Source organism: Neisseria sp. DTU_2020_1000833_1_SI_GRL_NUU_006 (assembly GCA_032388755.1).
Lineage (GTDB): Bacteria > Pseudomonadota > Gammaproteobacteria > Burkholderiales > Neisseriaceae > Neisseria > Neisseria sicca_C.
The window spans coordinates 2,449,562-2,475,364 of record CP135593.1 but is presented as its reverse complement, the minus strand read 5'-3'; the positions used below and the strand labels follow the sequence as shown (position 1 = coordinate 2,475,364).

At 52.3% G+C, this 25,803-nt stretch carries 24 protein-coding genes and 1 pseudogene; 20 read left to right on the top strand and 5 right to left on the bottom strand.

All coding sequences use genetic code 11. From position 1 onward, the window contains the following. Positions 1-463 precede the first annotated feature (463 nt). From RSJ68_12080 to RSJ68_12070, 3 genes are all read right to left on the bottom strand, one after another. Positions 464-1,084 (bottom strand): hypothetical protein, encoded by a 621-nt coding sequence (locus RSJ68_12080; protein WNU97109.1) that lies wholly within the window; start codon positions 1,082-1,084, stop codon positions 464-466. A 167-nt stretch (positions 1,085-1,251) separates the two neighbouring features. After that, positions 1,252-1,530: a GIY-YIG nuclease family protein gene (locus RSJ68_12075; protein ID WNU97108.1), complete on the bottom strand. Its 279-nt coding sequence runs from the start codon at positions 1,528-1,530 to the stop codon at positions 1,252-1,254. Further along, positions 1,527-2,417: a LysR family transcriptional regulator gene (locus tag RSJ68_12070; protein ID WNU97107.1), complete on the bottom strand. Its 891-nt coding sequence runs from the start codon at positions 2,415-2,417 to the stop codon at positions 1,527-1,529. The genes RSJ68_12075 and RSJ68_12070 overlap by 4 nt, the downstream gene beginning before the upstream one ends. A 184-nt stretch (positions 2,418-2,601) precedes the next feature. On the opposite strand from RSJ68_12070, the gene RSJ68_12065 reads away from it, so the two are divergent. From RSJ68_12065 to RSJ68_11985, 17 genes and pseudogenes are all read left to right on the top strand, one after another. Continuing rightward, positions 2,602-3,258: an NAD(P)H-binding protein gene (locus RSJ68_12065; GenBank protein ID WNU97106.1), complete on the top strand. Its 657-nt coding sequence runs from the start codon at positions 2,602-2,604 to the stop codon at positions 3,256-3,258. Positions 3,259-3,348: 90 nt separating this feature from the next. Next, positions 3,349-3,834, top strand: coding sequence for a nuclear transport factor 2 family protein (locus RSJ68_12060; GenBank protein ID WNU98408.1), 486 nt, complete (start codon positions 3,349-3,351; stop codon positions 3,832-3,834). Between the two features lie 438 nt (positions 3,835-4,272). Further along, the gene (locus RSJ68_12055; GenBank protein ID WNU97105.1) at positions 4,273-5,580 is read left to right on the top strand and encodes a nucleotide sugar dehydrogenase; all 1,308 of its coding nucleotides are present in this window, start codon (positions 4,273-4,275) and stop codon (positions 5,578-5,580) included. Positions 5,581-5,744: 164 nt separating this feature from the next. Then, the gene (locus RSJ68_12050; protein ID WNU97104.1) at positions 5,745-7,163 is read left to right on the top strand and encodes an oligosaccharide flippase family protein; all 1,419 of its coding nucleotides are present in this window, start codon (positions 5,745-5,747) and stop codon (positions 7,161-7,163) included. 169 nt (positions 7,164-7,332) lie between these two features. Beyond that, positions 7,333-8,610, top strand: coding sequence for an O-antigen ligase domain-containing protein (locus tag RSJ68_12045; GenBank protein ID WNU97103.1), 1,278 nt, complete (start codon positions 7,333-7,335; stop codon positions 8,608-8,610). Between the two features lie 13 nt (positions 8,611-8,623). Next, positions 8,624-9,697 carry a glycosyltransferase family 4 protein gene (locus RSJ68_12040; protein WNU97102.1) on the top strand — a complete coding sequence of 358 codons (1,074 nt, stop codon included), beginning with the start codon at positions 8,624-8,626 and terminating at the stop codon, positions 9,695-9,697. 14 nt (positions 9,698-9,711) lie between these two features. Further along, on the top strand, positions 9,712-10,884 hold the full coding sequence (locus RSJ68_12035) for a glycosyltransferase (protein ID WNU97101.1): 1,173 nt from the start codon (positions 9,712-9,714) through the stop codon (positions 10,882-10,884). Beyond that, positions 10,877-11,494, top strand: a complete 618-nt coding sequence (locus tag RSJ68_12030) for a sugar transferase (GenBank protein WNU97100.1) — start codon at positions 10,877-10,879, stop codon at positions 11,492-11,494. Before RSJ68_12035 ends, RSJ68_12030 begins: the two co-directional genes overlap by 8 nt. Next, on the top strand, positions 11,481-12,455 hold the full coding sequence (locus tag RSJ68_12025; GenBank protein ID WNU97099.1) for an ATP-grasp domain-containing protein: 975 nt from the start codon (positions 11,481-11,483) through the stop codon (positions 12,453-12,455). Before RSJ68_12030 ends, RSJ68_12025 begins: the two co-directional genes overlap by 14 nt. Next, complete coding sequence (locus tag RSJ68_12020; protein WNU97098.1) at positions 12,442-13,128, top strand: HAD family hydrolase; 687 nt, start codon at positions 12,442-12,444, stop codon at positions 13,126-13,128. The genes RSJ68_12025 and RSJ68_12020 overlap by 14 nt, the downstream gene beginning before the upstream one ends. Positions 13,129-13,175: 47 nt before the next feature. Further along, complete coding sequence (locus tag RSJ68_12015) at positions 13,176-13,958, top strand: formyltransferase family protein (GenBank protein ID WNU97097.1); 783 nt, start codon at positions 13,176-13,178, stop codon at positions 13,956-13,958. Continuing rightward, on the top strand, positions 13,951-15,126 hold the full coding sequence (locus RSJ68_12010) for a DegT/DnrJ/EryC1/StrS aminotransferase family protein (protein WNU97096.1): 1,176 nt from the start codon (positions 13,951-13,953) through the stop codon (positions 15,124-15,126). Before RSJ68_12015 ends, RSJ68_12010 begins: the two co-directional genes overlap by 8 nt. Positions 15,127-15,184: 58 nt before the next feature. Further along, a pseudogene (locus RSJ68_12005) lies at positions 15,185-15,247 on the top strand (transposase). A 229-nt stretch (positions 15,248-15,476) separates the two neighbouring features. Next, positions 15,477-17,369, top strand: a complete 1,893-nt coding sequence (locus tag RSJ68_12000; GenBank protein ID WNU97095.1) for a nucleoside-diphosphate sugar epimerase/dehydratase — start codon at positions 15,477-15,479, stop codon at positions 17,367-17,369. Between the two features lie 87 nt (positions 17,370-17,456). Then, on the top strand, positions 17,457-18,590 hold the full coding sequence (locus RSJ68_11995) for a polysaccharide export protein (GenBank protein WNU97094.1): 1,134 nt from the start codon (positions 17,457-17,459) through the stop codon (positions 18,588-18,590). A gap of 170 nt (positions 18,591-18,760) precedes the next feature. Continuing rightward, the gene (locus tag RSJ68_11990; GenBank protein ID WNU97093.1) at positions 18,761-19,207 is read left to right on the top strand and encodes a low molecular weight protein-tyrosine-phosphatase; all 447 of its coding nucleotides are present in this window, start codon (positions 18,761-18,763) and stop codon (positions 19,205-19,207) included. 48 nt (positions 19,208-19,255) lie between these two features. Then, the gene (locus RSJ68_11985; GenBank protein WNU97092.1) at positions 19,256-21,448 is read left to right on the top strand and encodes a polysaccharide biosynthesis tyrosine autokinase; all 2,193 of its coding nucleotides are present in this window, start codon (positions 19,256-19,258) and stop codon (positions 21,446-21,448) included. 247 nt (positions 21,449-21,695) lie between these two features. Here RSJ68_11985 and RSJ68_11980 read toward each other — a convergent pair whose 3' ends face one another. After that, positions 21,696-22,391: an LrgB family protein gene (locus RSJ68_11980; protein WNU97091.1), complete on the bottom strand. Its 696-nt coding sequence runs from the start codon at positions 22,389-22,391 to the stop codon at positions 21,696-21,698. Between the two features lie 12 nt (positions 22,392-22,403). Next, on the bottom strand, positions 22,404-22,883 hold the full coding sequence (locus RSJ68_11975) for a CidA/LrgA family protein (protein WNU97090.1): 480 nt from the start codon (positions 22,881-22,883) through the stop codon (positions 22,404-22,406). 14 nt (positions 22,884-22,897) lie between these two features. Here RSJ68_11975 and RSJ68_11970 point away from each other — a divergent pair, with 14 nt between their 5' ends. The 3 genes from RSJ68_11970 to RSJ68_11960 all read left to right on the top strand — a co-directional run bounded on the left by RSJ68_11970 (position 22,898) and on the right by RSJ68_11960 (position 25,682). Beyond that, positions 22,898-23,782 carry a LysR family transcriptional regulator gene (locus tag RSJ68_11970; protein ID WNU97089.1) on the top strand — a complete coding sequence of 295 codons (885 nt, stop codon included), beginning with the start codon at positions 22,898-22,900 and terminating at the stop codon, positions 23,780-23,782. A gap of 116 nt (positions 23,783-23,898) precedes the next feature. Further along, positions 23,899-25,026 (top strand): Gfo/Idh/MocA family oxidoreductase, encoded by a 1,128-nt coding sequence (locus RSJ68_11965; protein ID WNU97088.1) that lies wholly within the window; start codon positions 23,899-23,901, stop codon positions 25,024-25,026. Continuing rightward, positions 25,023-25,682, top strand: a complete 660-nt coding sequence (locus tag RSJ68_11960; GenBank protein ID WNU97087.1) for an NAD(P)H-dependent oxidoreductase — start codon at positions 25,023-25,025, stop codon at positions 25,680-25,682. The genes RSJ68_11965 and RSJ68_11960 overlap by 4 nt, the downstream gene beginning before the upstream one ends. Positions 25,683-25,803: the final 121 nt, after the last annotated feature.

Below are 25,803 nucleotides of genomic sequence, written 5' to 3'. Positions count from 1 at the left end.
ATCTTTAAGTTTCTTTTATTTTTTAACGTATATTTACTTTTAAAAGTGGAACTATGTCTAAACCCTGCAATTCTCATGCCAAACTCTCATATTGCATTTATGGATATGTCGTTTAAGACGATATTTATATTTGAATGAAAATACAGAAAGAAAATTTGAGACGCCGTCGCAACGGTATTGATTTGTAGAATTAATCCTTCATCTTGCGCTTACCGTCTTCTATCGCAAGGAAAAGAATTGGCAGCAGAAGCTTGCCAAGTCAGGGAAACACAACTTTTCCTCTGCCATGACTCCCGCCAACTGCACTCGTGGGCATAGCCCACGCTACATTCCGATCTTTCAAACTCTCGCTAGCAAACATGGGAAAACAACGCAAAAAGGTCGTCTGAAATATCCATAGCGGGTTCCGCTACTTTTCAGACGACCTTTTGAAGGTGGATTGCAATAAAGCTATAAAAAAGAATCAACGCCCCATTTCGTTCTGCATGGCGCGGATGCTTGCCTGCCTGTCGCTGACATCACGGGTCAGGCGGTTGATTTTTGCCTGATCCCCCTGACGGCGGGCGGCGGCAAGTTGGGATTGGGCGCGGGCGAGTGCGGCCTGTTCGTTGCGGACTTCTTTTTGAAGGATTTGCTTACGCGACATTTGTGGCTTCGCAGGTGCGGATACAACGGGCGCAGGAAGGATTTTGGCTTTGCGGTTCATCTCTGCGGTACGCGCTTTGGCGGCTTTGGCATCCGGCTGGTTGCGCAGTCTCACATCCAGGCGGGGATTGGCGGCTTCTGCGGTGTTGGTTACGCTGCTTACTGCCGGACGCGGAAGGATTTTGATGTCGTCGATTTCGGGGGCTGCCTGACCGATGGCTTCTTTCAGGTTGACCGTTTCGGGAACGGCGCTGTCGGCTTCTTCGCTGCTGACGGTCGCGCTGCCGTCAACATGGGACACGGTACATTCGGCACCGGTTTTCTGGTTGGTAAAGACGATGCCGTTTGCGGTTTTGCAGATATAGGTAACGGGATTTGCGGATACGGCTGAGCTGCTGAGGCAGAGCGCAGCCGCAAGGATATAGGGTATCGGTTTCATGGCGGCCTCAAGATTTGCGGAAAGCGGGCATTATACTATGCTGCCGGTTAGGGAATTTCAACTTATCTTTCAGGAATGTTAAATTCGACGGCTTACAGAAAATCAAGGTCGTCTGAACTCTGTTTTTCAGACGACCTTTTATCACACAACTGCCGGAAATATCCATGCTATTGGATAGGGAAAATATTTCCCGCCACCGCTTCCCACAATTCCCGCTTCTTCCCTGCCGTCAGTTTTTTGATGGCGATTTCCTGTTTCAGCGCCTCGCTTTTGGAGAGGTCGTCTGAAACGATACGCATCGCCGTCGGTTTGTTCAGCCGCGTATATTTCGCGCCTTTGCCGGCGAGGTGGGCAGCGAACCGCTCTTGCGGGCGGTTGCTGATGCCGCAGTAAAGCGCGCCGTTTTCACACAGAATCAGGTAAACGCACCAATTTTCCGCGTTCATGCGTCTGCTTCCTTGGCGAAACTTTCCGTGAAGATACGGACGGCGGCTTCGGTTTTGGCGGACTGGACGCGATAAGGCGTCACCAAATAGAGGCTGACCGGCGGCAGCGTCCATTCGGGCAAAACGGTTTTCAGACGACCTTGGGCGATTTTTTCCCGAACTTCGCCGCCCACTTGCAAAGACAAACCGAAACCGCTTTCGGTCAGGCTGCGCACGGCGGCAAGATGCGTGCAGGCAATGCTGTCGGCGATGTCGAGGAAATAGCTTTCGCCGCCGTGTTGCAAGGTCGTGCGCACGGGCAGGAAGTGCAGCCAGCGGTGGGCGTGAAGCTGCGAGGGATGGGTGATGGGCGGATGGCGGTCGAGATAATCGGGCGCGGCGCAAATGGTGTACGGCCAAGTAACGAGATGGCGCGCGACAAGGTTGGGATCATCCAAAGCGCGGTCGCCGCCGCGTATGGCGATGTCGGTCTGATTGTGTTGCAGGTCGTCCAAGGTATCGCTGAAATTGAGGACGGGGCGGATTTTGGGAAACTCGGTTTGCAATCTTGCAAACGCCGTCTGAAAAGCGCGGGAACTGATAACGCTGGATGTTAGGGAGATACGCAATTCGCCGACGGGTTCGGTTTTCAGATTGTCGATAACGGTACGCGTATCGGTAAGGGTGGCGGCGAGGCGGCGGCAGTATTCGCCCAAAGCGCGGCCGGCATCGGTCGGCGAAAGGCTGCGCGTGCTGCGGTTTAACAGCTTGATGCCGTGCAGGGTTTCGAGGCGGTTGATGTGCTGGCTGACGGCAGACGGGGTCATGCCCAGAGCGGCAGCAGCGGCGTTCATACTGCCGTGTTCGAGGACGGCGGCGAAAACGAGCAGGGGTTTGATGTCTTGCATTCTTCTATGATGAGGCCGTCTGAAAGTTTGGTTTTAACGAAGTCCAAACGCTTTCAGACGGCCTTCTATTTTGATTGTTTAGTTTAACTTCACAATCATAACAGCAAAACGGGGATTATCAAGCGTTTCAGACGACCTTACAATGCGTTCATCTAATCAATCATATCCTAACAAGGAGTCAAACATGAAAATCGCAGTCATCGGTGCAACAGGTTATGTCGGCAACGCAGTGGTTCAAGAATTGGCAGGTCGCGGGCATGAAGTGACCGCTTTCGCGCGCAATACGGATAAAGTGTTCCAAGCGCAAAATGTTGCCGCCGTCTCCGCAGACGTGAACGCGGCAGATTTCGCCGACAAGCTGGCAGGCTTTGACGCTGTGGTCAGCGCGTTCAATCCCGGCTGGACCAATCCCAATATCGGCGCGGATTTTACACGCGGCGCAAACAGCATCGTCGAAGCGGCAAAAGCGGCGCAAGTGCCGTATCTCTTAATCGTCGGCGGCGCGGGCAGCCTGTATGTCGCGCCTGATTTGCAAGTTGTCGATACGCCCGACTTCCCCAAAGCCATTTACGACGGCGCCAATGCCGCACGCCATCTCTTGACCGCACTCCTGCCGCGCCGCGATGTGAACTGGTCTTTCGTTTCCCCTCCGGCACGACTGGGCGCGGACGGCGGGTTCGGCGAAGACAAAACCGGCAAATACCGCTTGGGCAAAGACGATTTGCTGATGGACGGTGAAATTCCGGCAGGCATCAGCGTAGCGGATCTGGCGGTCGCCATCGCCGACGACGCGGAAAACAAAACGCAATTGTTTGAACGCTTTACCGTTGCCGCCGCTTAACCGCTGTCTAGAGCAAAGGTCGTCTGAAAACCTTAAAAATCAAGTTTTCAGACGACCTTTCCCTCCCCCAAACCAAAAGGAAATCGAAAAATAAAAAAAATCATCGCCGTCTTACTGACCGCAGCAGCTCTCTCATCGACCGCCGCATACGCCGCTTCCCAAGCCAAACCCGTACATACCAAAGCCGCGCAAACCCAAGAGGCACGCAACAAAGCCAACGCCCTTGCCTTCTACGACCTCGCATTCAACCAACACAAACTGCAAGAAGCCGTCAGCAAATATGTCGGCAAAACCTACATCCAGCACAATCCGACCGTTGCCGACGGCGGACAAGCCTTTATTGACGCCTTCGCCCCGTTTTTGAAAGAAAATCCCGGCTCGCGCGCCGAAGTGAAACGTATCGCGGCGGAAGGCGATTTGGTGTTCATGCACGTCTTCAGCCAAACCTCCGCCCAAGACCGGGGCGAAGCGGTCGTCGATATTTTCCGCTTCGACCGCAACGGTAAAATCGTCGAACATTGGGACGTGATTCAATCCGTACCGGAAAAAACAGTGGGCGGGCATTCTATGTTTTAAAATGCCTTGAAGCGATACGGCCAAATGTGCAAAGGTCGTCAGAAAACCCAATTTTTAAGGTTTTCAGACGACCTTTATAATTTTACGTCCGGTTTTACAAAAATCTTAACCTTGGTTAATTTACGAAAATATTTTGGAATTTACAATCGGCAAATCATTTGTATTTACAATGCAAATTTTTGTAACTAACGAAATAATATACATTAAAAACAACAAGATTTCTTTCTTTCCGTCATCATTGTTTTATAATATATGCATATATTATAATACTGCATTTTTTGTTCGCGCCGTTTTTATATAAGGCGTAAAACTTTTTTTTCCCCTTTTACTCTAAACCTGCGAACAACTCCTCCTCTTTCCCTGAATGCCTCCACAGGCAGGCACGGCGCGAGTCCGACATGGTCGCGTCGGTTTGTTTTCCATCACATGAGACCTATCATGAAAAATACCACCATTCAGAAATTTGCAGATAAAACCGCCAAAATCGGTATCGTCGGCTTGGGCTACGTCGGCCTGCCTCTGATGCTCCGCTATGTGGACATCGGTTATCAGGTTTTGGGCTTCGACATCGACAAAACCAAAGTCGACAAACTCAACAAAGGCGAAACCTACATCGAGCATATTCCTGCCGAGAAAATCGCCGCCGCTTCAAACAGCCTGTTTGAAGCCACCACCGACTTCTCCCGCATCGGCGAAGTGGAAGCCGTGATTTTGTGCGTACCGACTCCGTTGAACAAATACCGCGAGCCGGACATGAGCTTCGTTATCGACACCACCGACGCGGTGAAACCTTACCTGCGCGCCGGTCAAGTGCTGTCTTTGGAATCTACTACCTACCCCGGTACGACCGAAGAAGAATTGCTGCCGCGCGTTGAAGAAGGCGGTCTGAAAGTCGGCAAAGACGTGTTCTTGGTTTACTCTCCGGAACGCGAAGACCCGGGTAACCCGAATTTTGAAACCCGCACCATCCCGAAAGTCATCGGCGGCCATACCCCTGCTTGTCTGGAAGTCGGTATCGCGCTGTATCAGCCTGCCATCGACAAAGTCGTACCGGTAAGCTCCACCAAAGCCGCCGAGCTGACCAAGCTTCTGGAAAACATCCACCGCGCCGTGAACATCGGTTTGGTGAACGAGATGAAAATCGTCGCCGACAAAATGGATGTCGATATTCACGAAGTCATCGCCGCCGCGGCAACCAAACCGTTCGGCTTCGTCGCCTACTATCCCGGTCCGGGCTTGGGCGGACACTGCATCCCCATCGACCCGTTCTACCTGACTTGGAAAGCGCGCGAATACGGCGTGAACACCCGCTTCATCGAGTTGGCAGGCGAAGTGAACTCCCACATGCCCGACTACGTTATCGGCAAAGTGGGACTGGCTTTGAACGAACACAACCGTTCCATCAAAGACAGCAAAATCTTGGTTTTGGGTATCGCCTACAAGAAAAATGTGGACGACATGCGCGAAAGCCCGTCTGTGGAAGTGATGGACCGCCTGCACAAATTGGGGGCAAACATTTCCTACTCCGACCCGCACGTGCTTGAGTTCCCGTACATCCCCGGCCACCACTACTTCGACCTGAAGAGCGAGCCGCTGACGCCGGAAACCATAGCGAAATACGACTGCGTGGTGCTGACGACCGACCATGACAAGTTTGACTACGACATGATTGCCGAACACGCCAAACTGATTGTCGATACGCGCGGCAAGTTCCCTGCGAAAAACCCGAAAGTCGTGAAAGCGTAACACCTTTGATGATTGAGGCGGACTGCTTGCCGACAGCTCTCGGCAGGCAGTCGGCTTTCTTAGTCCGTTTGTTTTCAGACGACCTAAGAAAGCCCTTATTCGCATGATGCGGCTGCGTTTTCAGGTCGTCTGAAAATCTTGGCGGCAACAAACCCCACCTATTTATGAATATAAGAAAAATACTCGGTTATGCCTTAGGCCCGATAGGCAGCGCGGCTTTCGGCATCCTCTCGCTTCCGCTGATTTCATGGTACTACCCTGCGGAAGACATCGGCCGTATCGTCTTACTGCAAACCATCTCCGGTCTGACCATCCTGATTTTGGGGCTGGGTTTGGATCAGGCGTATATCCGCGAATATTACGCTGCTAAAGATAAAGCGTCCCTGTTTAAATCCATCAGCCTGTCGCCGTTCGTTTTGACGACTGTCGTGATTTTGGCGGTGCTTGTATGGAATACGGCTTGGCCGGCAGATTTGATTTTTGATTTGCCGGATAAAACCTTGGGCTTGCTGTTTTTAATTTTCCTGCTGACCTGCCTGTTTGCGCGGTTTCTCTCCCTGATACTGAGGATGCAGGAAAAAGCCGTCGCCTTTTCCCTCAGCCAACTTACACCGAAATTCCTGATTTTGGCGTTGGTTTTGTTATTCGTTTTCAGCGGTGTCGAAACTGATACCGTCAGTCTTGTCCTTGCCTACACCGTGGCGCAAGTATTGACTGTCGCCGTTTTGACATACCAAACCAGACATGAACTGCGCGCTGCTGCGCGCGCTCCTTGGTCGTCTGAAACCCATCATGCAAGCCTGCGCTACGGTTTGCCCTTGGCATTCGGGAATTTGGCTTATTGGGGATTGACCTCAATCGATCGTTTTGCGCTCAAACAGTGGGCGGGTTTGAATGAGCTTGGCATTTACTCGATGGCGGTCAGCTTCGGCGCGGTTGCCCTGATTTTTCAAAGCGTATTCTCAACCATTTGGGCGCCTTTGGTGTTCAAATGGGTGGAAGACAAAACCCATTTGGATAAAATCGGCGGCATCACCCTTTCGATGACCGAATTAATCAGTGCGATGATTTGTTTTATCGGCATTTTCTCGCCCGTCGTTACTTGGATATTGCCCGACAAATACGCTCCGGTACAGTTTTTGCTGCTCTCATGCATGTTGTATCCGCTGTTTTATACGCTTACGGAAGTCAGCGGTATCGGATTGAACGTTGTTAAACGAACTTGGTTAATTACAGCAGTCAACATTGTCGCTTTTACCATCAATTTCAGTCTGCTGTCGCTATTGGTTCCCCATTTGGGGGCGCGTGGTGCAGCCATAGCGAGCGCAATATCGTTTTGGGTGTTTTGCATCATCAAAACCGAATTTTCATCTAGGGTGTGGCGTCCTCTGCCGCGGCTGAAAATTTATACCAATACCGCTTTGAGCGTACTGCTTTGCCTGAGCTACACCTATTTCGGCACAAAGGAAAATTATCCGTTGTTCGCCTTGCTTTGGCTGGCAGGACTCTCCTATCTGATATGGCGTCGCAAGTCGTCCCTTATTTCGGCAGCAGCTGCTGTCAAGAGTCGTCTGAAAAGATAATCCGAAGGAAGCGGCAGTTTTCAGACGGACACAAAACCATCGGAACTGAAACTTTTCGGCCGATATACCGCCCAATACATTACCGACGCATTCAGTCGGATTCTGCGGTCAGACAAATTGTTTCTGCATATAATAATATTTCCGAAACCGTCCCACCTCAGGAAACAAAGTGAAACTCAAAACACAAACTTTATACATTACGCTGATATACACGATTTCAACCGCCTATATGCTGGGGCCGATGCTGTCGTACAAAGCCGGTATTCCGCGTATCGACAACCCCCTGACCATCCTGCTGCTGCCTACCGCCCTACTGATTTTTGCGTTAGAGTCCAAACGGTTCAACGGCAAAGCAGGCAGGATGTTGGCAGCGCTTGCCATCATGTGCGGTTGGGGCGGCATCCATCTGTTTATTACCACGCTGGATTCGGTCAGGATTATGGATACGTTTTTCTTCCTGTCCCTACCCAGCCTGTTTTATCTGCTGTACCTGGTATTGAGCCGACATGAAAATCCGATGGCGTTTATCCGCCACCTGCTGCTTTTTTTCTGCGCATTTATCATCATCCCGCCCGCTGTGGAGATTTTGACCGGCATCCAATTCGTTCAAGCAGATGAAGTATTGGCCATTGATGCGGGGATTATTAAGGGTTTCTTCTTTAACCCTAACAACTTAGGCACGACCGCCCTCTGTTTTGCGCCTGCTGTTTTAGTATTTTTCAATATTGATGTCAGTAAAAAAGAATACTTGCTCGGCTTGATACTTTTTTTATGTTTGGGCGTAGTCATTTTTGCCAGTGCGTCGCGTACCGCTACCCTGTGTTACATCATTTTGTTTATCCTGAACTTGATTTACCGTAACAACGGGCTGTTTACGCTGATGACCATAGGTGTTACAGGCGCAGGATTGTCGATGATTCCGAAACAGTACATTGCCGATTTCCTGCTCTCCCTGCACGGTAATGCCTTTTTGGAAAATATTTCCTCACGCCTGTATTTGTTCCTGTTTGATTTGGAAAGCGACAATTCGGTCGGCTACCGTCAGGAAATCTATAACTATTTCTGGGAACATCCGCCATTCCTGCTGTTGGGCTATGGTCCGAAAAAATTCCAAGAATATTTCGGCGGCCACTTGAGCGACAGTTTGGCGTTTGAAAACCCGCACAGCTTCCTTATCGAGCTATACCTCGGTTTTGGTCTGATTTCGCTGACGGCTTTTTTGTTCTATGCCGCATACTATTTCTTCTGCGTAGCCGCCGGCAGGAATATGAAAAGCAAGCAGCGCGTCATTGGGTTGGCAGCAATGGGATTGTTCCTTTTGGCAGGTTTTATCCCGTCCACCATTTTTCGTATGCCCTTCATCTGGCTGCCCTGCTTTTTGATTTTCCTATACAGCGTCCTGCCGCAGCGCGATACGGCGTATAGCGCGTACCGATACACCCCTTGATAGAAAACACGATATGAAAAAAATTGTTTTGACTACTTCCATGTCCGGCCTCGGCGGCACTGAAAACGCAACCTTCCGCTTAGGACGGTTGCTCAGGCAGCGTGGCCACGAGGTTGTCCTTGCCTCTTCCGATGGCCCACTCATCAAAGAAGCCCAAGCCTTGGGCATCCAATGGCGTCCTATTGATTTTTATCAGGGCGGCATCTTGGGCTACATCAAGGGAATGTTCGCCTACATGAAAATGTTGAAACAGGAAAAACCCGACATCGTCCACTGCCAAATGGCGCGCATCGTTCCCGCCTGCGCCATCGCAGCAAAAATAGCTTCTCCCAAAACCAAAGTGTTCTACCACGCGCGCGGTCTGGATGCTGAAACTTATCCGAAAATCGCCAAACTTTTCGACAAGCTGGGCGTATATATCATCGGTAACTGCAGACACGAGCGGGAAAAACTCATCCGCCACGGCTTCCCCGCCAACCGCATCACCTACACCTACAACGCCCTGCACAAAGCCGATTACGTTCCTGAAAAAACCGCCAAAGACTACGTCATGCTCGGCACGCTGTCGCGCTTGGATACCGTCCGCGCTGTGCATGTGATGCTGGACATCTTTAAGAAAATGGTCGACCGCAATATGCCCGTGCGCCTGAACGTAGCAGGCATAGGCGAAGAAATGGACAATCTGAAAGCGCAAGCAAAGCGTTTGGGCATAGACGACAAAGTTACCTTCCTCGGCGGAGTACGCGATTTGACCGGCTATTTCAAAGACGTGGATATTTTGGTGAACACGCCGCACTGCATCGGCGACCACGGCGCAGGCGTCGGCAACAACATCCTTGAAGCCGGCCTCTACGACACGCCCGTCGTGACCTACAACATGGGCGGCATTTCCGAAATGGTCATTACCGGCGAAACCGGATACTGTTTCCCATTCGGCGAAGACGAAGCCTTTATCGAAGCCGTCGATCAACTCATCAAGCAGCCCGAGTTGCGCGAAAAGATGGGCAAAGCCCTGCATAAACACGTTGAGACCTTGTGTTCCGATGATGAAATCTATCGCACCACAATGGCCGCTTACGATATGTGAGGTCGTCTGAAAATATGAACATCACCATCGTCGCCCCCTACTGTTCGCTGCCGTCCGAGCCGCATTTCAACCGCTTCTGGTATCTTGCCGAGCTGTTGTCGCAGTCTCATGACGTGCTGCTGATTACCAGCAATTTCAAACACTACGACAAATCTTTCAGACGACCTGAAGATGCCGAATCTGCCTCGCAAGGTCGTCTGAAAGTCATGCTGCTGGAAGAGAGCGGCTACGGCAAAAACGTATCGCTGGACCGCGTCAAAAGCCATCATGTGTTCATCAAAAATTTTGAGCAATGGCTGAACAACTGCCGTCCGGGCGAGCAAGACGTCGTCTTTTCCGCCTACCCACTGATTGCTACTAACCTGCTCTTGGGCGAACACAAAGCGCGTTTGGGCTACAAACTGATTATCGACGTGCAGGACGTATGGCCGGAGTCTTTCTCCTCGGTCGTGCCATTTTTGAAAAAAATCCCGCACAACCTGCTGCCCTTCTCCTCCCGCGCCAACCGCGCCTACCGCTACGCCGACGCGCTGGTCGCCGTATCGCAGACCTACCTCGACCGCGCCAAAGAAGCCAATCCGAACGTTCCCGGCGAAGTCGTCTATATCGGTGCGGATTTTCCAAAACTCGATGCCGCGCCGGCAAAAGACTTCGGTGACAACAAAACCCGTTTCTTCTACTTGGGTACGCTCAGTTACAGCTATGACGTGGAAACCGTGTGCAAAGGCGTTCGCAAACTGTTGGACGACGGCGAAAATGTAGAACTGCACATCATGGGCGGCGGCCCTGATTTGGACAGGCTCAAACAATACGCCTGCGACGGTATCCGGTTTTACGGCTACATCCCCTACGCCGAAATGATGTCGGTCGCCAAAGGCTGCGACATCTCGGTCAACGCCATCCATTCCTACGCCATGCAGTCGATTACCAACAAACTGTCCGACTATATGGCATTGCAAAAACCGATTTTAAACAGCCAAGTCAACGACGAAGTTGCCGAAGTCCTCACCCTGCTGCCGCACGCGGACTACCGTTCCGGCGATGTGGACAGCTTCGTCCGAGCCGCCAAAGACATTCTAGCGCGCAAAAACGACCCCGTTCAATCCGACGAAATCGTCCGCCGCTTCAAGCGCGACGTGGCGTATCAAAAAATCGTCAACCTGATTGAAAGATTAGCCCATGAGTAAATTCTTCAAACGCCTGTTTGACATTGTCGCCTCCGCCTCGGGACTGATTTTCCTCTCGCCCGTATTTCTGATTTTGATCTACCTCATCCGCAAAAACCTGGGCGAACCGGTATTCTTCACCCAAGAGCGGCCGGGTAAAGACGGCAAACCGTTCAAAATGATCAAATTTCGCTCCATGCGCGATGCGGTCGATAAAGACGGCAACCCTCTGCCCGACAGCGAGCGGCTGACCCCTTTCGGCAAAAAGCTGCGCGCCACAAGCCTGGACGAACTTCCAGAGCTTTGGAACGTTCTAAAAGGGGATATGAGCTTGGTCGGCCCACGACCGCTTTTGATGAGCTACCTGCCGCTTTACAACGAATTTCAATTCCGCCGCCACGAAATGAAACCGGGAGTAACAGGTTGGGCGCAGGTCAACGGGCGCAACGCGCTTTCGTGGGACGAAAAGTTCGCACACGATATTTGGTATATCGACCATTACAGTTTTTGGCTGGACATGAAAATCCTGTTTTTGACAGTCAAAAAAGTCTTTATCAAAGAAGGCATTTCGGCTGAGGGAGAAGCCACCATGCCGTATTTCACAGGGAATGACACAGATGAAAAAAAATAACGTACTTATCCTTTCCGCGGGAAGGCGCGTCGAATTGGTACAGGATTTTCAAACCGAAGCCGCCAAGTTTTCAGACGACGTCAAGATTTTGACGACGGATTTGGTACCGCGTATGTCTTCCGCCTGCCATGTTTCGGACGGTTCGTTTGAAGTGCCGCTGATCAGTTCCGATTCGTATATCGACAGCATTTTTAATCTGGCGGTACGCGAAAACATCGGTTTGATCATCCCGACCATAGATACCGAACTGCAAAAACTGGCGAATGAACGCGACCGCTTCGAGGCGGCTGGTATCCACATCGTCGTTTCCGATGCGGACTTTATTGCGCAATGCCGCGACAAACGTAAAACTGCCGACCTGTTTGCACAGTACGGCATACGCTCGCCCGAAATTTACGACCGCGAGAAGTTGGTTTTCCCTTGCTTCGCCAAACCTTACGACGGCAGCCGCGCCATCGGTGCCAAACGGATCGACACGCCTGCCGATCTGACACCTGAAGTTTTGGCAGACCCCAAATTAATGTTCTGTCAGCTTATAGATATCGAAAACGAATTTTCCGAATTTACCGTCGATATGTATTACGACCGACAAGGTCGTCTGAAATGCACGATTCCGCGTAAACGCTTGGAAGTGCGTACCGGCGAAGTCAGCAAAGGCATCACCCGCAAAAACAGCCTCTACCAAACGCTGCTGGAAAAAATGGCGGTATTGGAAGGCGCGCGCGGCTGCATCACGGCGCAGTTCTTCTGCAACGAAGAAACCGGCGAATTCTACGGCGTGGAAATCAACCCCCGCTTCGGCGGCGGCTTCCCGCTGACGTATGCCGCAGGCGGCAATTATCCGGGCTGGCTGATGCGCGAATACCTCGTCGACGGAGAAATCCCGTTTTCAGACGACTGGGAAAACAACCTCATCATGCTGCGCTACGATGCCAAGGTCTTGGTTCATGAAAACGATTAATCCCGAAACCGCCGTCATTGTCTTTGACTTGGACGATACGCTGTATTCGGAATACGAATACAAGCTGTCGGGTATTCGTGCGGTCGTCAATACCGTTGTCGCACTGTATCCCGATTGGAATTCAGACGACCTATGGCGCAGCATCGACCCCGACGGCAAAGACTGGCTGGACAAGTTGTGTCGCCACTGCGATTTCAACGAATCGGAGAAACAGGTTCTTCTGTGGCAATACCGGCTGCACCGCCCGACGCTGACGCCGTATGCCGCGCCGGATTTCCTGTCCGAACTGACCGCGCCCTTCGCTGCACGCGCACTGATTACCGACGGCAGAAGCCTGACCCAACGTCTGAAACTGGAAGCCTTGGGTCTGTTTTCCCTGTTTGACGACATCCTTGTCTCCGAAGCCTGCGCTTCGGAAAAGCCCGACAGCAAACGCTTCCGCTATCTGCAAGACAAATATGCCGCAAAGGCAGACTGCTTCATCTATATCGGCGACAACATTTCCAAAGACTTCATCGCGCCGAACGCTTTAGGCTGGATAACCATAGGATTGCGCCCCTCCGGGCGTAATATCCACTGCCACCTGCCCGAAAATTTTAGTACAGAATATCATCCCGCTTTTTGGATCGACTCCCTTCAAGATTTAACTTCTCTAATCGATTCAAACATTTAACCATTACATAATCAAACGGACACTCACAATATTAAAAGGACTATTACATGACAAAAATATTATTCATGGGACGTAAACGGCTTTCCGCCAACCTGCTACGATTCTTATCCTTACAAGACAGTATCGAAATCGTCGGCGTATTGACCGACAGCCACCTGCAAGGCTCGCCGACGACCGCCGCTGCCAAAGAATTGGGCTTGCCGCTCTACACTTTCGACACCGCCTTGGAAGCGATGAAAGAGGGTCGTCTGAAATACGATTTAGGCTTGTCCGTACTCTACTGGCGCAAACTGCGCGACGAATTCCTGACCACACCACATTTAGGCACGATTAATTTCCACCCTGCCTTATTGCCCGAATACAAAGGCACAGGCGGTTACAACCTCGCCATCATGGACGAATTGTCCGAATGGGGCAGCACCGCCCACTACGTTGATGCCTCCATCGACACCGGCGAAATCATCGAAGTGGACCGTTTCCCCATTGATCCCGCCGCCGAAACCGCCCAATCGCTCGAACGCAAAACCATGCAGGCATTAGAGCCGTTCGCACAACGCATTATCGCCCGCGCCGTCGAAGCGCAAGCCAAATTGCCGACCACGCCCAACATCGGCGGCCGCTACGTCAGCCGTGATGAAATGGAAGCGATGAAGCAAATCCATGACGGCGACGATGTCGAGAAAAAAATCCGCGCGTTCTGGTTCCCGCCTTACGACGGTGCATACGTCGAAATCGACGGTCAAAAATACACCTTGATCAACCGCCAACTGCTGGAAGAAGTCGCCCCCAAAGACTCCACCAGCCTTTTCGCAGGAAAAGCCAATGCTTAACACATCCCTCTCCCCGTGGCCGAGCTTCACCCAAGAAGAAGCCGATGCCGTTTCCAAAGTCCTGCTGTCCAACAAAGTCAATTACTGGACAGGCACCGAATGCCGTGAATTTGAAAAAGAATTCGCCACCTTCGCCGGCACGCAATACGCCGTCGCCCTTTCCAACGGCACGCTGGCACTCGATGTCGCGCTTAAAGCGATGGGCATCGGTGCAGGCGACGACGTTATCGTTACCTCGCGCACCTTCCTTGCCTCCGCTTCCTGCATCGTTACCGCAGGCGCGAACCCCGTGTTTGCCGACGTGGATTTGAACAGCCAAAACATCAGCGCCGAAACCATCAAAGCCGCGCTGACGCCGAATACCAAAGCCATCATCGTCGTCCACCTCGCCGGTATGCCCGCCGAAATGGACGGCATCATGGACTTGGCAAAAGAACATGATTTGTGGGTTATCGAAGACTGCGCCCAAGCGCACGGCGCGAAATACAAAGGCAAATCCGTCGGCAGCATCGGACACGTCGGCGCATGGTCGTTCTGCCAAGACAAAATCATGACCACCGGCGGCGAAGGCGGCATGGTCACCACCAACGACAAAGAACTGTGGAGCAAAATGTGGTCGTACAAAGACCACGGCAAAAGCTATGATGCCGTGTACCACCGCGAACACGCCCCCGGCTTCCGCTGGCTGCATGAAAGCTTCGGCACCAACTGGCGCATGATGGAAATGCAGGCGGTCATCGGCCGCATCCAGCTCAAACGTATGCCCGAATGGACGGCACGCCGCCAAGCGCACGCCGCCAAGCTGGCAGAAAGTTTGGGCAAATTTGCCAGCATCCGCCTGATTGAAGTCGCCGACTACATCGAACACGCGCAATACAAGTTCTACGCCTTCGTCAAACCCGAACACCTGAAAGAAGGCTGGACACGCGACCGCATCGTCAGCGAACTGAACGCGCGCAAAGTCCCCTGCTATCAAGGCAGCTGCTCCGAAGTCTATTTGGAAAAAGCCTTCGACAACACGCCGTGGCGGCCGAAAGAGCGGCTGAAAAACGCCGTCGAACTGGGCGACACCAGCCTGATGTTCTTGGTGCACCCGACGCTGACCGACGACGAAATCGCGTTCTGCAAAGAACACATCGAAGCTGTGTTGGCAGAAGCCACAGCATAAAGTACAAACCGCCGCGCCCGTCTCATCGGGACGGCGGCGGTTTACCGCTTCAGCCGAATATAGTGGATTAAATTTAAATCAGGACAAGGCGACGAAGCCGCAGACAGTACAGATAGTACGGAACCGATTCACTTGGTGCTTCAGCACCTTAGAGAATCGTTCTCTTTGAGCTAAGGCGAGGCAACGCCGTACTGGTTTAAAGTTAATCCACTATAAAAAAGGGAACCGGCAAGCAGCCGACACATACGGAAAACCAATGCTCCGTAGCAACAAACGTCTTTTCAGACGACCTTCGTATGGCTGAGGTCGTCTGAAACCCTGTCCGACAACATTACTCAGAATATACCAAAATGAATTTGGAAACCCTGTTATCCCTGCCCCGCAACGTCAAAAAAACCTTCTTCGTCATCCATGATATTTTGATGGTTTTTATCGCCTTTTGGTTCGCGCAAAGCCTCCGAGTTCAATACTCCGACGAATGGGCAAGCATGGCGAACTGGCTTGCCTTCGGCTCGACTGCCTTTTTGACCATCGCGCTGTTTGTCAAACTGGGGCTGTACCGCGCCGTTACCCGCTTCGTCAGTACCCGCGTCCTGACCGCCGCCGCATTCGGCAGCCTGATTTCAGCCGTCTTGTTCTGCCTGACTACCCTGATTTTTGAGCGCAAGCTGCACCTTGCCCTGCCTATTGTTTATTTTCTGCTGCTGGTCGTCTGTATCACCAGTTCGCGCATGATTCTGCGTGCCATCCTGACCGACCGCCACAAAAAACAAATGGCGCCCGTCATCATTTACGGCGCAGGACAATCCGGCCGCCAACTGCTGGAAGCCATCAAACAGGTCAACGAATATTCCGCTGTCGCCTTTGTGGACGACAACCCCAAAATCCGCCGCACCGTCATCTACGACCTGACCGTCTATGGTCCTGAAGACATCCAATCGCTCATCGACCGCTACGGTGTGGAAAAAATCCTGCTCGCCATCCCCAGCTCCACTCAGGAAGAACGCCGCCGCATCATCCAAAGCCTCGAAAAATACAAATGCGAAGTGCTGACCATCCCCGGCATGAAAGACTTGGTGGACGGCAAAATCAAAGTCAGCGCTCTGAAAAAAATCTCCGTCGTCGATTTACTCGGCCGCGACCCCGTCGCCCCCCGCCCCGAACTCATGGGTGCGGACATTACCGGCAAAACCGTAATGGTAACAGGTGCGGGCGGGTCCATCGGCTCCGAACTCTGCCGCCAAATCCTGAAATGCCGCCCGTCCAAATTGCTGCTGTTCGAACTGTCCGAGTTCTCCCTGTACAGCATAGACAAAGAATTGCGCGAAACTCAGGCAGCCGCCGGCAGTCAAATCGAAGTCGTCCCCCTGCTCGGCTCCGTGCAAAACAAAGAACGCCTGATCAGCGTCATGACTGCATACGGCGTTGAAACCGTCTATCATGCCGCCGCCTACAAACACGTCCCCATGGTCGAGTTCAACACCGTCGAAGGCATACGCAACAACGTCTTCGGCACGCTCTTATGCGCCCAAGCCGCCGTCGAATCCGGCGTCAGCACCTTCGTGCTTATCTCCACTGACAAAGCCGTGCGCCCGACCAACACCATGGGCGCCAGCAAACGCATGGCGGAACTCTGCCTGCAGGCGCTTGCCGCCGAACCCGGCCAACAGATCCGCTTCTGCATGGTGCGTTTTGGCAACGTTTTAGGCTCTTCAGGCTCCGTCGTGCCGGTATTTGAAAAACAAATCGCCGAAGGCGGCCCCATCACCCTGACCCACCAAGACATCACCCGCTACTTCATGACCATCCCCGAAGCCGCCCAACTCGTCATTCAAGCGGGCGCGATGGGCAAAGGCGGCGACGTATTCGTGTTGGATATGGGCGAATCTGTTAAAATCATTGACTTAGCCAAACAAATGATTACGCTTAGCGGCCTGAAATTGAAAGATGCCCAACATCCCGACGGCGATATCGAAATTAAAATTACAGGGCTGCGTCCGGGTGAAAAACTTTACGAAGAGTTGCTCATCGGAGACGAAGTGCAAAAAACCACTCATCCCCGAATTATGACCGCCAGCGAAGTAATGCTGCCATGGGCGCAATTAAATGACATAATTATGCGTATGGACTTAGCGTGCTCAAATTCAGACCAACAAACCCTGCGCGCCCTGCTGCTCGAAGCCCCCGCCGGCTTTAATCCCAAAGACGATATTTGCGATTTGGTTTGGCAGCAGACACATTAAACACCCGACCGACAAAGCAAAACATTCCACAAAAAGGTCGTCTGAAAATTTTCAGACGACCCCGATAAGACTGACAAGGATACCGACATGAAAAAACAGCTTGCCCTCATCAGCCTGTCGCTGATGGCACTGACCGCCTGCAACAGCACTACCGTCATTCCCGGCTCCACCATCAACACACGCAACAAAGCCGTCGTTTACGAAAACGGAGAAACCGTAGCAGACACTAAATTCGACAAACGCGTTGCCATCTATCCGATTACCTTCGGTCTCGTTGAAAAAATGCGCAAACCGCCGGTGTTGTCGCAAACCAACGCAGCCCTCGAACACAGCAGAGCCGCCTACCGATACCATATCGGCAAAGGCGACGTATTGAACATCATGGTCTGGGCGCACACCGACCTCAATTCGCCCGTCCAACAAAGCAGTCCGCAAAGCAACCAAGTCAGCCGAGGCGCCTGGGTGGACGAAAGCGGCTACATCACCTACCCGCTGGTCGGCAAAATCAAAGCGCAAGGCAAAACCATAGACGAGCTGCAAAATATCCTGACAAGTCGTCTGAAACGTTACCTTAAAAATCCCCAAGTCTCTATCAACGTAACCGAATTCCGCTCGCAACGCATTTCCATTTCCGGCGCCGTCGGCCAAGCCGGCCAACTGCCGATTACCAATGTCCCCATGACCATCCTCGATGCCGTCAACCAAGCAGGCGGCGTGGCGCAAAATGCCGACACCCAACACATCAAATGGACGCATAACGGTGTTGACCGCACCATTTCCCTGCAAAACATCATGCAGTACGGCGATATGTCGCAAAACCACCTCTTAAGCAACGGCGACATCGTGTATATTCCGAACAACAGCAACAGCAAAGTGTACATCATGGGCGAAGTCGGCCGCCAAGCAACCCTGCCCATCGGCAATCATGGCCTAAATCTCACACAGGCATTGGGTGAGGCAGGGGGTATGAGCCAATCCCAAGCCGATGCAACAGGCGTATTCGTCATCCGCCGCGCGCCTGAAGATGCAGCCAAACCTATCCACATTTACCAACTTAACCTGAAAGACGCGACTGCTTACGCATTGGGCAACGACTTCGACCTGCGCCCCAACGACATCGTCTATGTGACTGCCGCGCCGGTTACCCGTTGGAACCGCGTAGTGTCGCAAATAACCAGTTTCGTTACCAACGTCAATTCTATCGACAGCACATTCAAATAACCTGACAGTCCGGCAACATCTGTTGTCAGACGGAACAGCGGTTCGGGTATGAGTCGTCTGAATTCTGGATAATGTATGAACGCAATCCCCATCCGGACCGATAAAATATCCGGCCGCAAACTGTTTTATCATGATTTGACCCTATACAAGAAAAATAACGCTCTTCCTTTATGTTTCAAAATATTTTAGTAGTATGTATGGGCAACATCTGCCGCTCCCCGACTGCAGAACGCATTTTGCAGAAAAAATTGCCCAACCGCCGTATCAGCTCCGCCGGCATTAACGCATTGGCTGGAAAAGATGCAGACTTCCAAGCCATCAAAACCGCCCTCAAACACGGCGTTATCGTTGCAGGACATACCGCCCGCCAACTGACACCCAGGATGTGCGACGAAGCGGATCTGATTTTGGTCATGGAGCCGGCACATATCGACATGGTTGCCGACATCCAGCCGTCTGCGCGCAGTAAAGCCTTTTTGCTTGCCCAATGGCTGCCGAAAAAAAATATACCCGACCCATTCAAACAAAGCAGTGAAATGTTCGAAGCGGTCTTCCTACAAATCGAACAAGCCGCCGACACATGGGCGGATAAACTGAGCGGACAGGCAGAGCAGTAATCTCCATCTTCCGCACAACAGAACCCGTTTTAAGAAGAAAGTCCACTGATGTACAAACAATATCCCTCATCAACCCCTGCCGGCAACGACGAAATCGACTTCGGCCAACAAATGCAAAGCCTGTGGCAAAACAAAAACAAAATCGCCGCCGCAATCTTGGCAGGCGGATTGGCAGGTGCCGTAATCGGTTTGGCCTCCACCCCACTTTATCGCGCCGACGCCATGTTGGAAATCGAAACCAAACAAAACCAGATTCTAACCGAAATCAACAACATGCTTTCCAACGAACCTGCACCGTCCGAAGCAGAAGTGGAGCTCGTTCAATCTCGTTTGGTATTGGGCAAAACCGTTGAAGACCTGCAACTTGATCAAGAAATCAAAGCCACCTACTTCCCGATTTTCGGGAATATGGTGCACAACCTCAGCGGCAGCGACGACCCGATGTTAAAAATCGGCGCGTTCACCGTTTCTGAGGACTGGATCAACAAACCCTTCAAACTGACTGTCAAAGACAGCAAAACCTACCTGCTGACACTCCCTGACGGTACGACTAAAGAAGGCCGCGTCGGCGCGCCCCTTAAAGTCAATAATGAAACCGTTCTAAAAGTCGACCGCATTCTTGCTGAGGCAGAGCAAGATTTCGAGCTGACCAAATTCTCCAAACTCAGCGCTATCGAAAACCTAAAAAACAAGCTCTCGGTCATCAGTAAAGGTAAAACCAGCCCTATCATCAACCTGTCTTATACCGATACCGATCCTAAAAAAACCAGCACTATTCTCAACAGCATCGCCGACAATTACGTCTCCCAAAACCGTGAACGAGACGTTCAAGTCGCGTCCAGCGGCTTAGCGTTCATCAGCGAAGAATTGCCTCGTCTGAAAGAAACCTTGCAAGACGCAGAAAACAAACTTAACGCCTATCGCGAACGCTCGGGTTCGCTCGATATTCCGCTTGAGTCCAAAGGCGCGCTTGAAAGCCTGACCAGCATCGAAACCCAAATCACCCTGCTCAAAACCGAAGAAGCGGGTTTGGCAGAACTGTACACCCCGGAACACCCTTCCTATAAAGCCGTTTTGGACAAACTGGCGGTACTCGAACGCGCCAAGAGCAAAATCAACCAGCAAATTGCCGGCCTGCCCAACACCCAGCAGGAAGTCATCCGTCTGACCCGCGACGTAGAAACCAACCAAGCGACCTACGTCCAACTCTTGGCGAAACAACAAGAACTCAACATCATGAAAGCCAGTGCGCAAGGCAACGTCCGCGTCGTTGACCATGCCTACACGCCGGAAAAACCGATCGCCCCGCGTAAAGCCCTTATCGCCGCATTGGGCGCGCTAGCCGCAGGCGCACTTGCCTCCATGTGGTTCCTGCTGCAAGGCCGCATGCGCCGCGGTATTACGTCGTCTGAAGAAATCGAAGCCCTCGATCTCGAAGTCTCAGCCCTTATCCCGCATTCAAAAACCCAGCAAAAACGCGACCTTATCAAGCGCAAGTTCAAATCGCTCAAAGGCCGTTCCAACTATCTTTTGGCAAACGAGGACAGTACCGACATCGCCGTCGAAGCCATCCGCGCCCTGCGTACCAACATCTACTTCTCCATGCTGGACGCACGCAATAATATCCTCATGATTACCGGTGCGGCTCCGGAAGCAGGTAAATCCTTCATTTCCGCCAACCTCGCCACCGTGATGGCACAGTCCGGTAAACGCATCTTGCTGATTGATACTGATATGCGCAAAGGCTATCTGGATCAGTTGCTGAACGTAACACCCGAATTCGGCCTGTCCGATATTCTTTCTGGTGAAGTTTCCCCAGCACAGGCTGTTACTCAAACCAACATTCCCAACCTGCACCTCATCAGCACCGGCAGCTATCCTAAAAATCCGTCCGAGCTGCTGATGGACAACCGTTTCAAAGAACTGTTGTCAAACGCGCAAAAACGTTACGATTACGTCATCATCGACACCCCGCCCGTTTTGGCGGTAACCGATGCCGTCGTTGTCGGACAACATGCAGGTACAGTCCTACTGGTCAGCCGCTACGGCAATACGACTAGCAAAGAGCTGGCTATCAGTGCGGAACGCCTGCGTCAAAACAAAATCACCATCAAAGGCGTTATCCTCAATGGTATGAAACGCGAGGCGAACAGCACTTACGACTACTACTATTCTTACATAACGCCTACCGAAGGCAAAAAAACAGCCAAGAAAACTACGTCAGAAAAACCAAAAGCCTGACGATAGGTAAGGTTTGTTGTCAAAAAGGTCGTCTGAAAATTTTCAGACGACCTTTTTTATCATCAACACAGTCAATTCAAAGAAAGCCCCAAACTCCATCATTTTTGCCATAGCCTGCCCCGCGTAGCAGGGTGCAATGCCGATATGGGTATTTTTGCAATAACTATCAGCAAGGTACCATACTGCCATCAGATTTTGCTTAACGGCTTTTCAGACGACGTTTCCAATACCTTTGTAAAACTGCCGTTCAGCTCATCAGCCAAATCACCAAATGCACCATGCTCGGCCCGATGATAACCATAAACAACCCCGCCAAAATCATGGTCAGGCTCGCCATCACGCCTTCGGTTTCGTGGCGTTGTCCGGCGCGGGAAGTACCGAAGCCGTGGGCGGCGTTGCCCAGTGCGACGCCGTTGGCGGTGTGGAAGCGGATGCGGGTGAACGCTAAAAACAAATCGCCGAATATCATGCCGACGAAGCCGGTGATGATGGTAAACAGTGATACCAACGACGCCGAGCCGTGGATTTCACTTGCCAACACGACGGCAAACGGCGTGGAAATCGAGCGCGCCATCAGGCTGTTGGTGACTTCGCTGTCGAAGTGGAACATATTGCCCATCAAAAACGCGCTGGCAACACCGACGAACATGCCGACCAAAATCGCTATCGACAGGATGGGAAGCTGGCGGCGGATGACTTCGCGGTTTTCATAAATCGGAATGGCGAAGGCGACCGTTACCGGCGTGAGCAGGAAAACGATGCCTTGCGTGTATTTGTGGTAAGTGTCGTAGGAAATGCCCAAAAGCAGCATCAGGACGATGGTGCAGACCGAGACGGTCACGACAGGCGAGAAAATCATCAGTGGTTTTTTGCGGTAGATTTTTTTCGCCACGAAATAGGCGAAACAAGTCCAAGCGAAGCAGGCGAGTGCGGCGTAATCCATTTTTGTTCCCTATCAGGCATGCAGTTTTTTATACAGGCGGCGTTTCCAGCGGTAGCAGAAATTCAGCGTCAACGCCGTGCTGATCATCACCAGCGCGGTACCGACCGCAATCGTCAGCACCAGCCGCCAACCTTCGGAAAGAAGCAAATCGCGGTATTGCAATACGGAAACCATAATCGGAATAAAGAAAAACACCAACTCGCCCAACACCCATTTCGCGCCGCGCTCGACCATGCCGGTTTTAATCACGCCCGAACCCAGCAGCGCAAGCATCAAAAACAGCCCCAATACGCCCGAAGAAACAGGCAGATGGGCAAAGCGCACCATAAAATCCGACACCAGCCACACCAAGCCGACTACGGCAAGCTGCAAGGTCGTCTGAAAAAATCGCGTCAACGTATCCATAAGGTTTATCCATCCGTAATCCAAAACGAAGGCTTGATTATAAGGACGCGGTTTACGCATAATATGAATTATCTGCACTAAAATCATGCAAAAGAGGAATAATGGACTTCAAAAGCCTGCACTGCTTCGCCGAACTCGTGCGCCTGCAAAGTTTCTCCGCCGCCGCATCCGCGCTCAACCTGACCCAGCCCACCGTCAGCAAAACCATACAGGCATTGGAAGAAGAGCTGGGCGTGCCGCTGCTGGTTAAAGAAAACGGCCGCAAAAAACGCCAGGTCGCCACCACGCCCATCGGCGAAGAAGTGTACCGCCATGCGCTGAACCTCCTGCACGAACGCGACCTGCTGCTCGCCCGCATCGACGGCTACCGCCACATCAAAAGCGGCACGTTGCGGCTGGGTTTGGCACTGCTCGGCAGCGACCTCCTCAGCAACGCCCTGTTCCGCTTCCGCCGCCAATGGCCCGGCATCGAACTGACCTTCCTCGAACAAGGTTCGCTCGCCATCGAGCAATCCCTGCGCAACAACGAACTTGACGCCGGACAACTGCTCGCCCCCGTCCACGAAGACTTCGACAGCATTACCCTCTGCGACTACCCGCTCGTCGTCCTCATGCCGCGCACCCAAGCCCGCCATGCCGCCCTCAGCCTCAAAAGCCTGCAACACGAACCGTTTATCCTCTTCGGCTCAGGGTTTTCCCTCAACGAAACCATCCAAACCGCCTGCCGCAGCCAAGGCTTCACCCCCAACGTCGTCTGCCGCACCGGACAATGGGACCTGCTCGCCGACATGGTGGCGCACCATATGGGTATCGCCCTTCTGCCCGAATATTACGCCCGCAAAATCAACCCCGACACCTTCGCCGCTGTCCCGCTGACCGAACCCGAAATCCGCTGGCAACTGACCATGGCGTGGAAAAAACACCAGCGTCCCACCCCCGCGCTCAGGGCTTGGCTGGATATCGTCAGGGATGAGTTCAGAAAATAGAAAAAGGTCGTCTGAAAACTTTTCAGACGACCTTTTTTACACTTTCCCACCTATACTTCTTCACAAAAATTTCACTATACTTCATCTCCCTTTACATATGCGAACATTGTCTGAAAATGTCTGAAACCATTCAAAACCGCAAAATCAAATTCGCCTTGGTCGGCTGCGGCCGTATTTCCAACAACCATTTCGGTTCGTTTGAAGTATTGCAAGAAGATTGCGAACTCGTTGCTGTATGCGACATCGATCCTGCCGCGCTTGCAACAGCGGTCAAGCGCACCGGTGCGAAAGGCTATGCCCGCTATACGGAAATGTTGGCGGAAACCGATGCCGACGTAATCGTCATCACCACGCCGTCTGGTTTGCATCCCGAGCAGGCGGTTGAAGCGTTGGAAGCGGGTTTTCACGTCGTCACCGAAAAGCCGATGGCAACCTGCTTCACTGACGGCGAACGCATGGTTCAAGCCGCCGATAAAGCGGGCAAACGCTTGTTTGTCGTGAAACAAAACCGTCTGAACGCCACGCTGCAACTGCTCAAACGCGCGGTCGCAGAACAACGCTTCGGCAAAATCTATATGGTGCATTTAAACGTTTTTTGGACGCGCCCGCAGTCGTATTACGACCAAGGAGGCGGTTGGCGCGGCACTTGGAAGATGGACGGCGGCGCGTTCATGAATCAGGCAAGCCACTACATCGATTTGATGGAATGGCTCATCGGCCCGGTAGCGGAAGTGCAGGCGATGATTGCGACCCACCGCAAAATTGAAGCTGAAGACACGGGCGTGATGAACCTCCGTTGGCGCGACGGCACGCTCGGTTCGATGGCGGTAACCATGTGTACCTATCCGAAAAACCTCGAAGGCTCGATTACTATTCTGGGCGAAACCGGCACGGTACGCATCGGCGGCATGGCGGTGAACGAAATTCAGGAATGGAATTTTGCCGACGAGCGCGATTACGACGAGCAGGTCAAAACCGCCAATTATGAAACCACGTCGGTGTACGGTTTCGGGCATCCGCTGTATTATCGGAATGTTGTCGATGTATTGCGCGGAAAATCCGAGCCTATTGTTGATGGGCGCGAAGGCTTGAAATCGCTGGAGCTGATTAACGCCGCCTACCTTTCTGCACACAACCGTCAAACGGTTTCGCTGCCGCTGGTGTTGCAATCTTTGCGAACGTTTGACCATTCTGATTGTCCGAAAGAAAGCCCCTCCCATACTCAATCAAAGGAATCATCATGATACTGACCCGCGAACAAGCCCTCGAAATTTTCAAACGCCGCGTTTCCGTCCGCTACTACGACCCCGCGCGCAAAATCAGTGCCGAAGATTTTGCCGCCATCCTTGACTTCGGACGCCTCTCGCCCAGCTCCGTCGGTTGCGAGCCGTGGCAGTTCGTGGTCGTGCAGAACACGGCATTGCGCGAAAAAATCAAACCCTTCGCCTGGGGGATGCAGGCTTCCATTTCGGATGCCAGCCATGTCGTTTTCCTATTGGCACGAAAACACGCCCGCTACGACAGCCCCGCTTTTGAAGAATTGATGGACAGGCGCGGGCTAACTGCCGAAGAGCGGGCGGGCGCATTTGAACGCTACCGCCGTTTCCAAACCCACGATATGCCCATCGCCGACGACGAACGCGCCCTGTTTGACTGGGCAAGCAAGCAAACCTACATCGCGCTGGGCAATATGCTTACCGGTGCAGCGATGCTCGGCATCGATTCCTGCGCCATCGAAGGCATGGAATATGCCGCAGTGGAAAAAATCCTTGCCGAAGCCGGATTGCTCGACCCTGAACATTACGGCTTGTCCGTCGCCGCAACCTTCGGCTACCGTGTGCGCGACATCACCCCGAAACCGCGCCGCGATGCGTCGGAAACGGTGATTTGGGCGGAGTAATGCCGATTAAGTTTAAAGGCCTGGACAGTAATCACCGTATCGTTTCAAACAGATACTTTTGCAAGCCGTCAAAGCAAATCCTGTGATTTCTGTTTCTCTCAAAAAATAAAAAAGGTCGTCT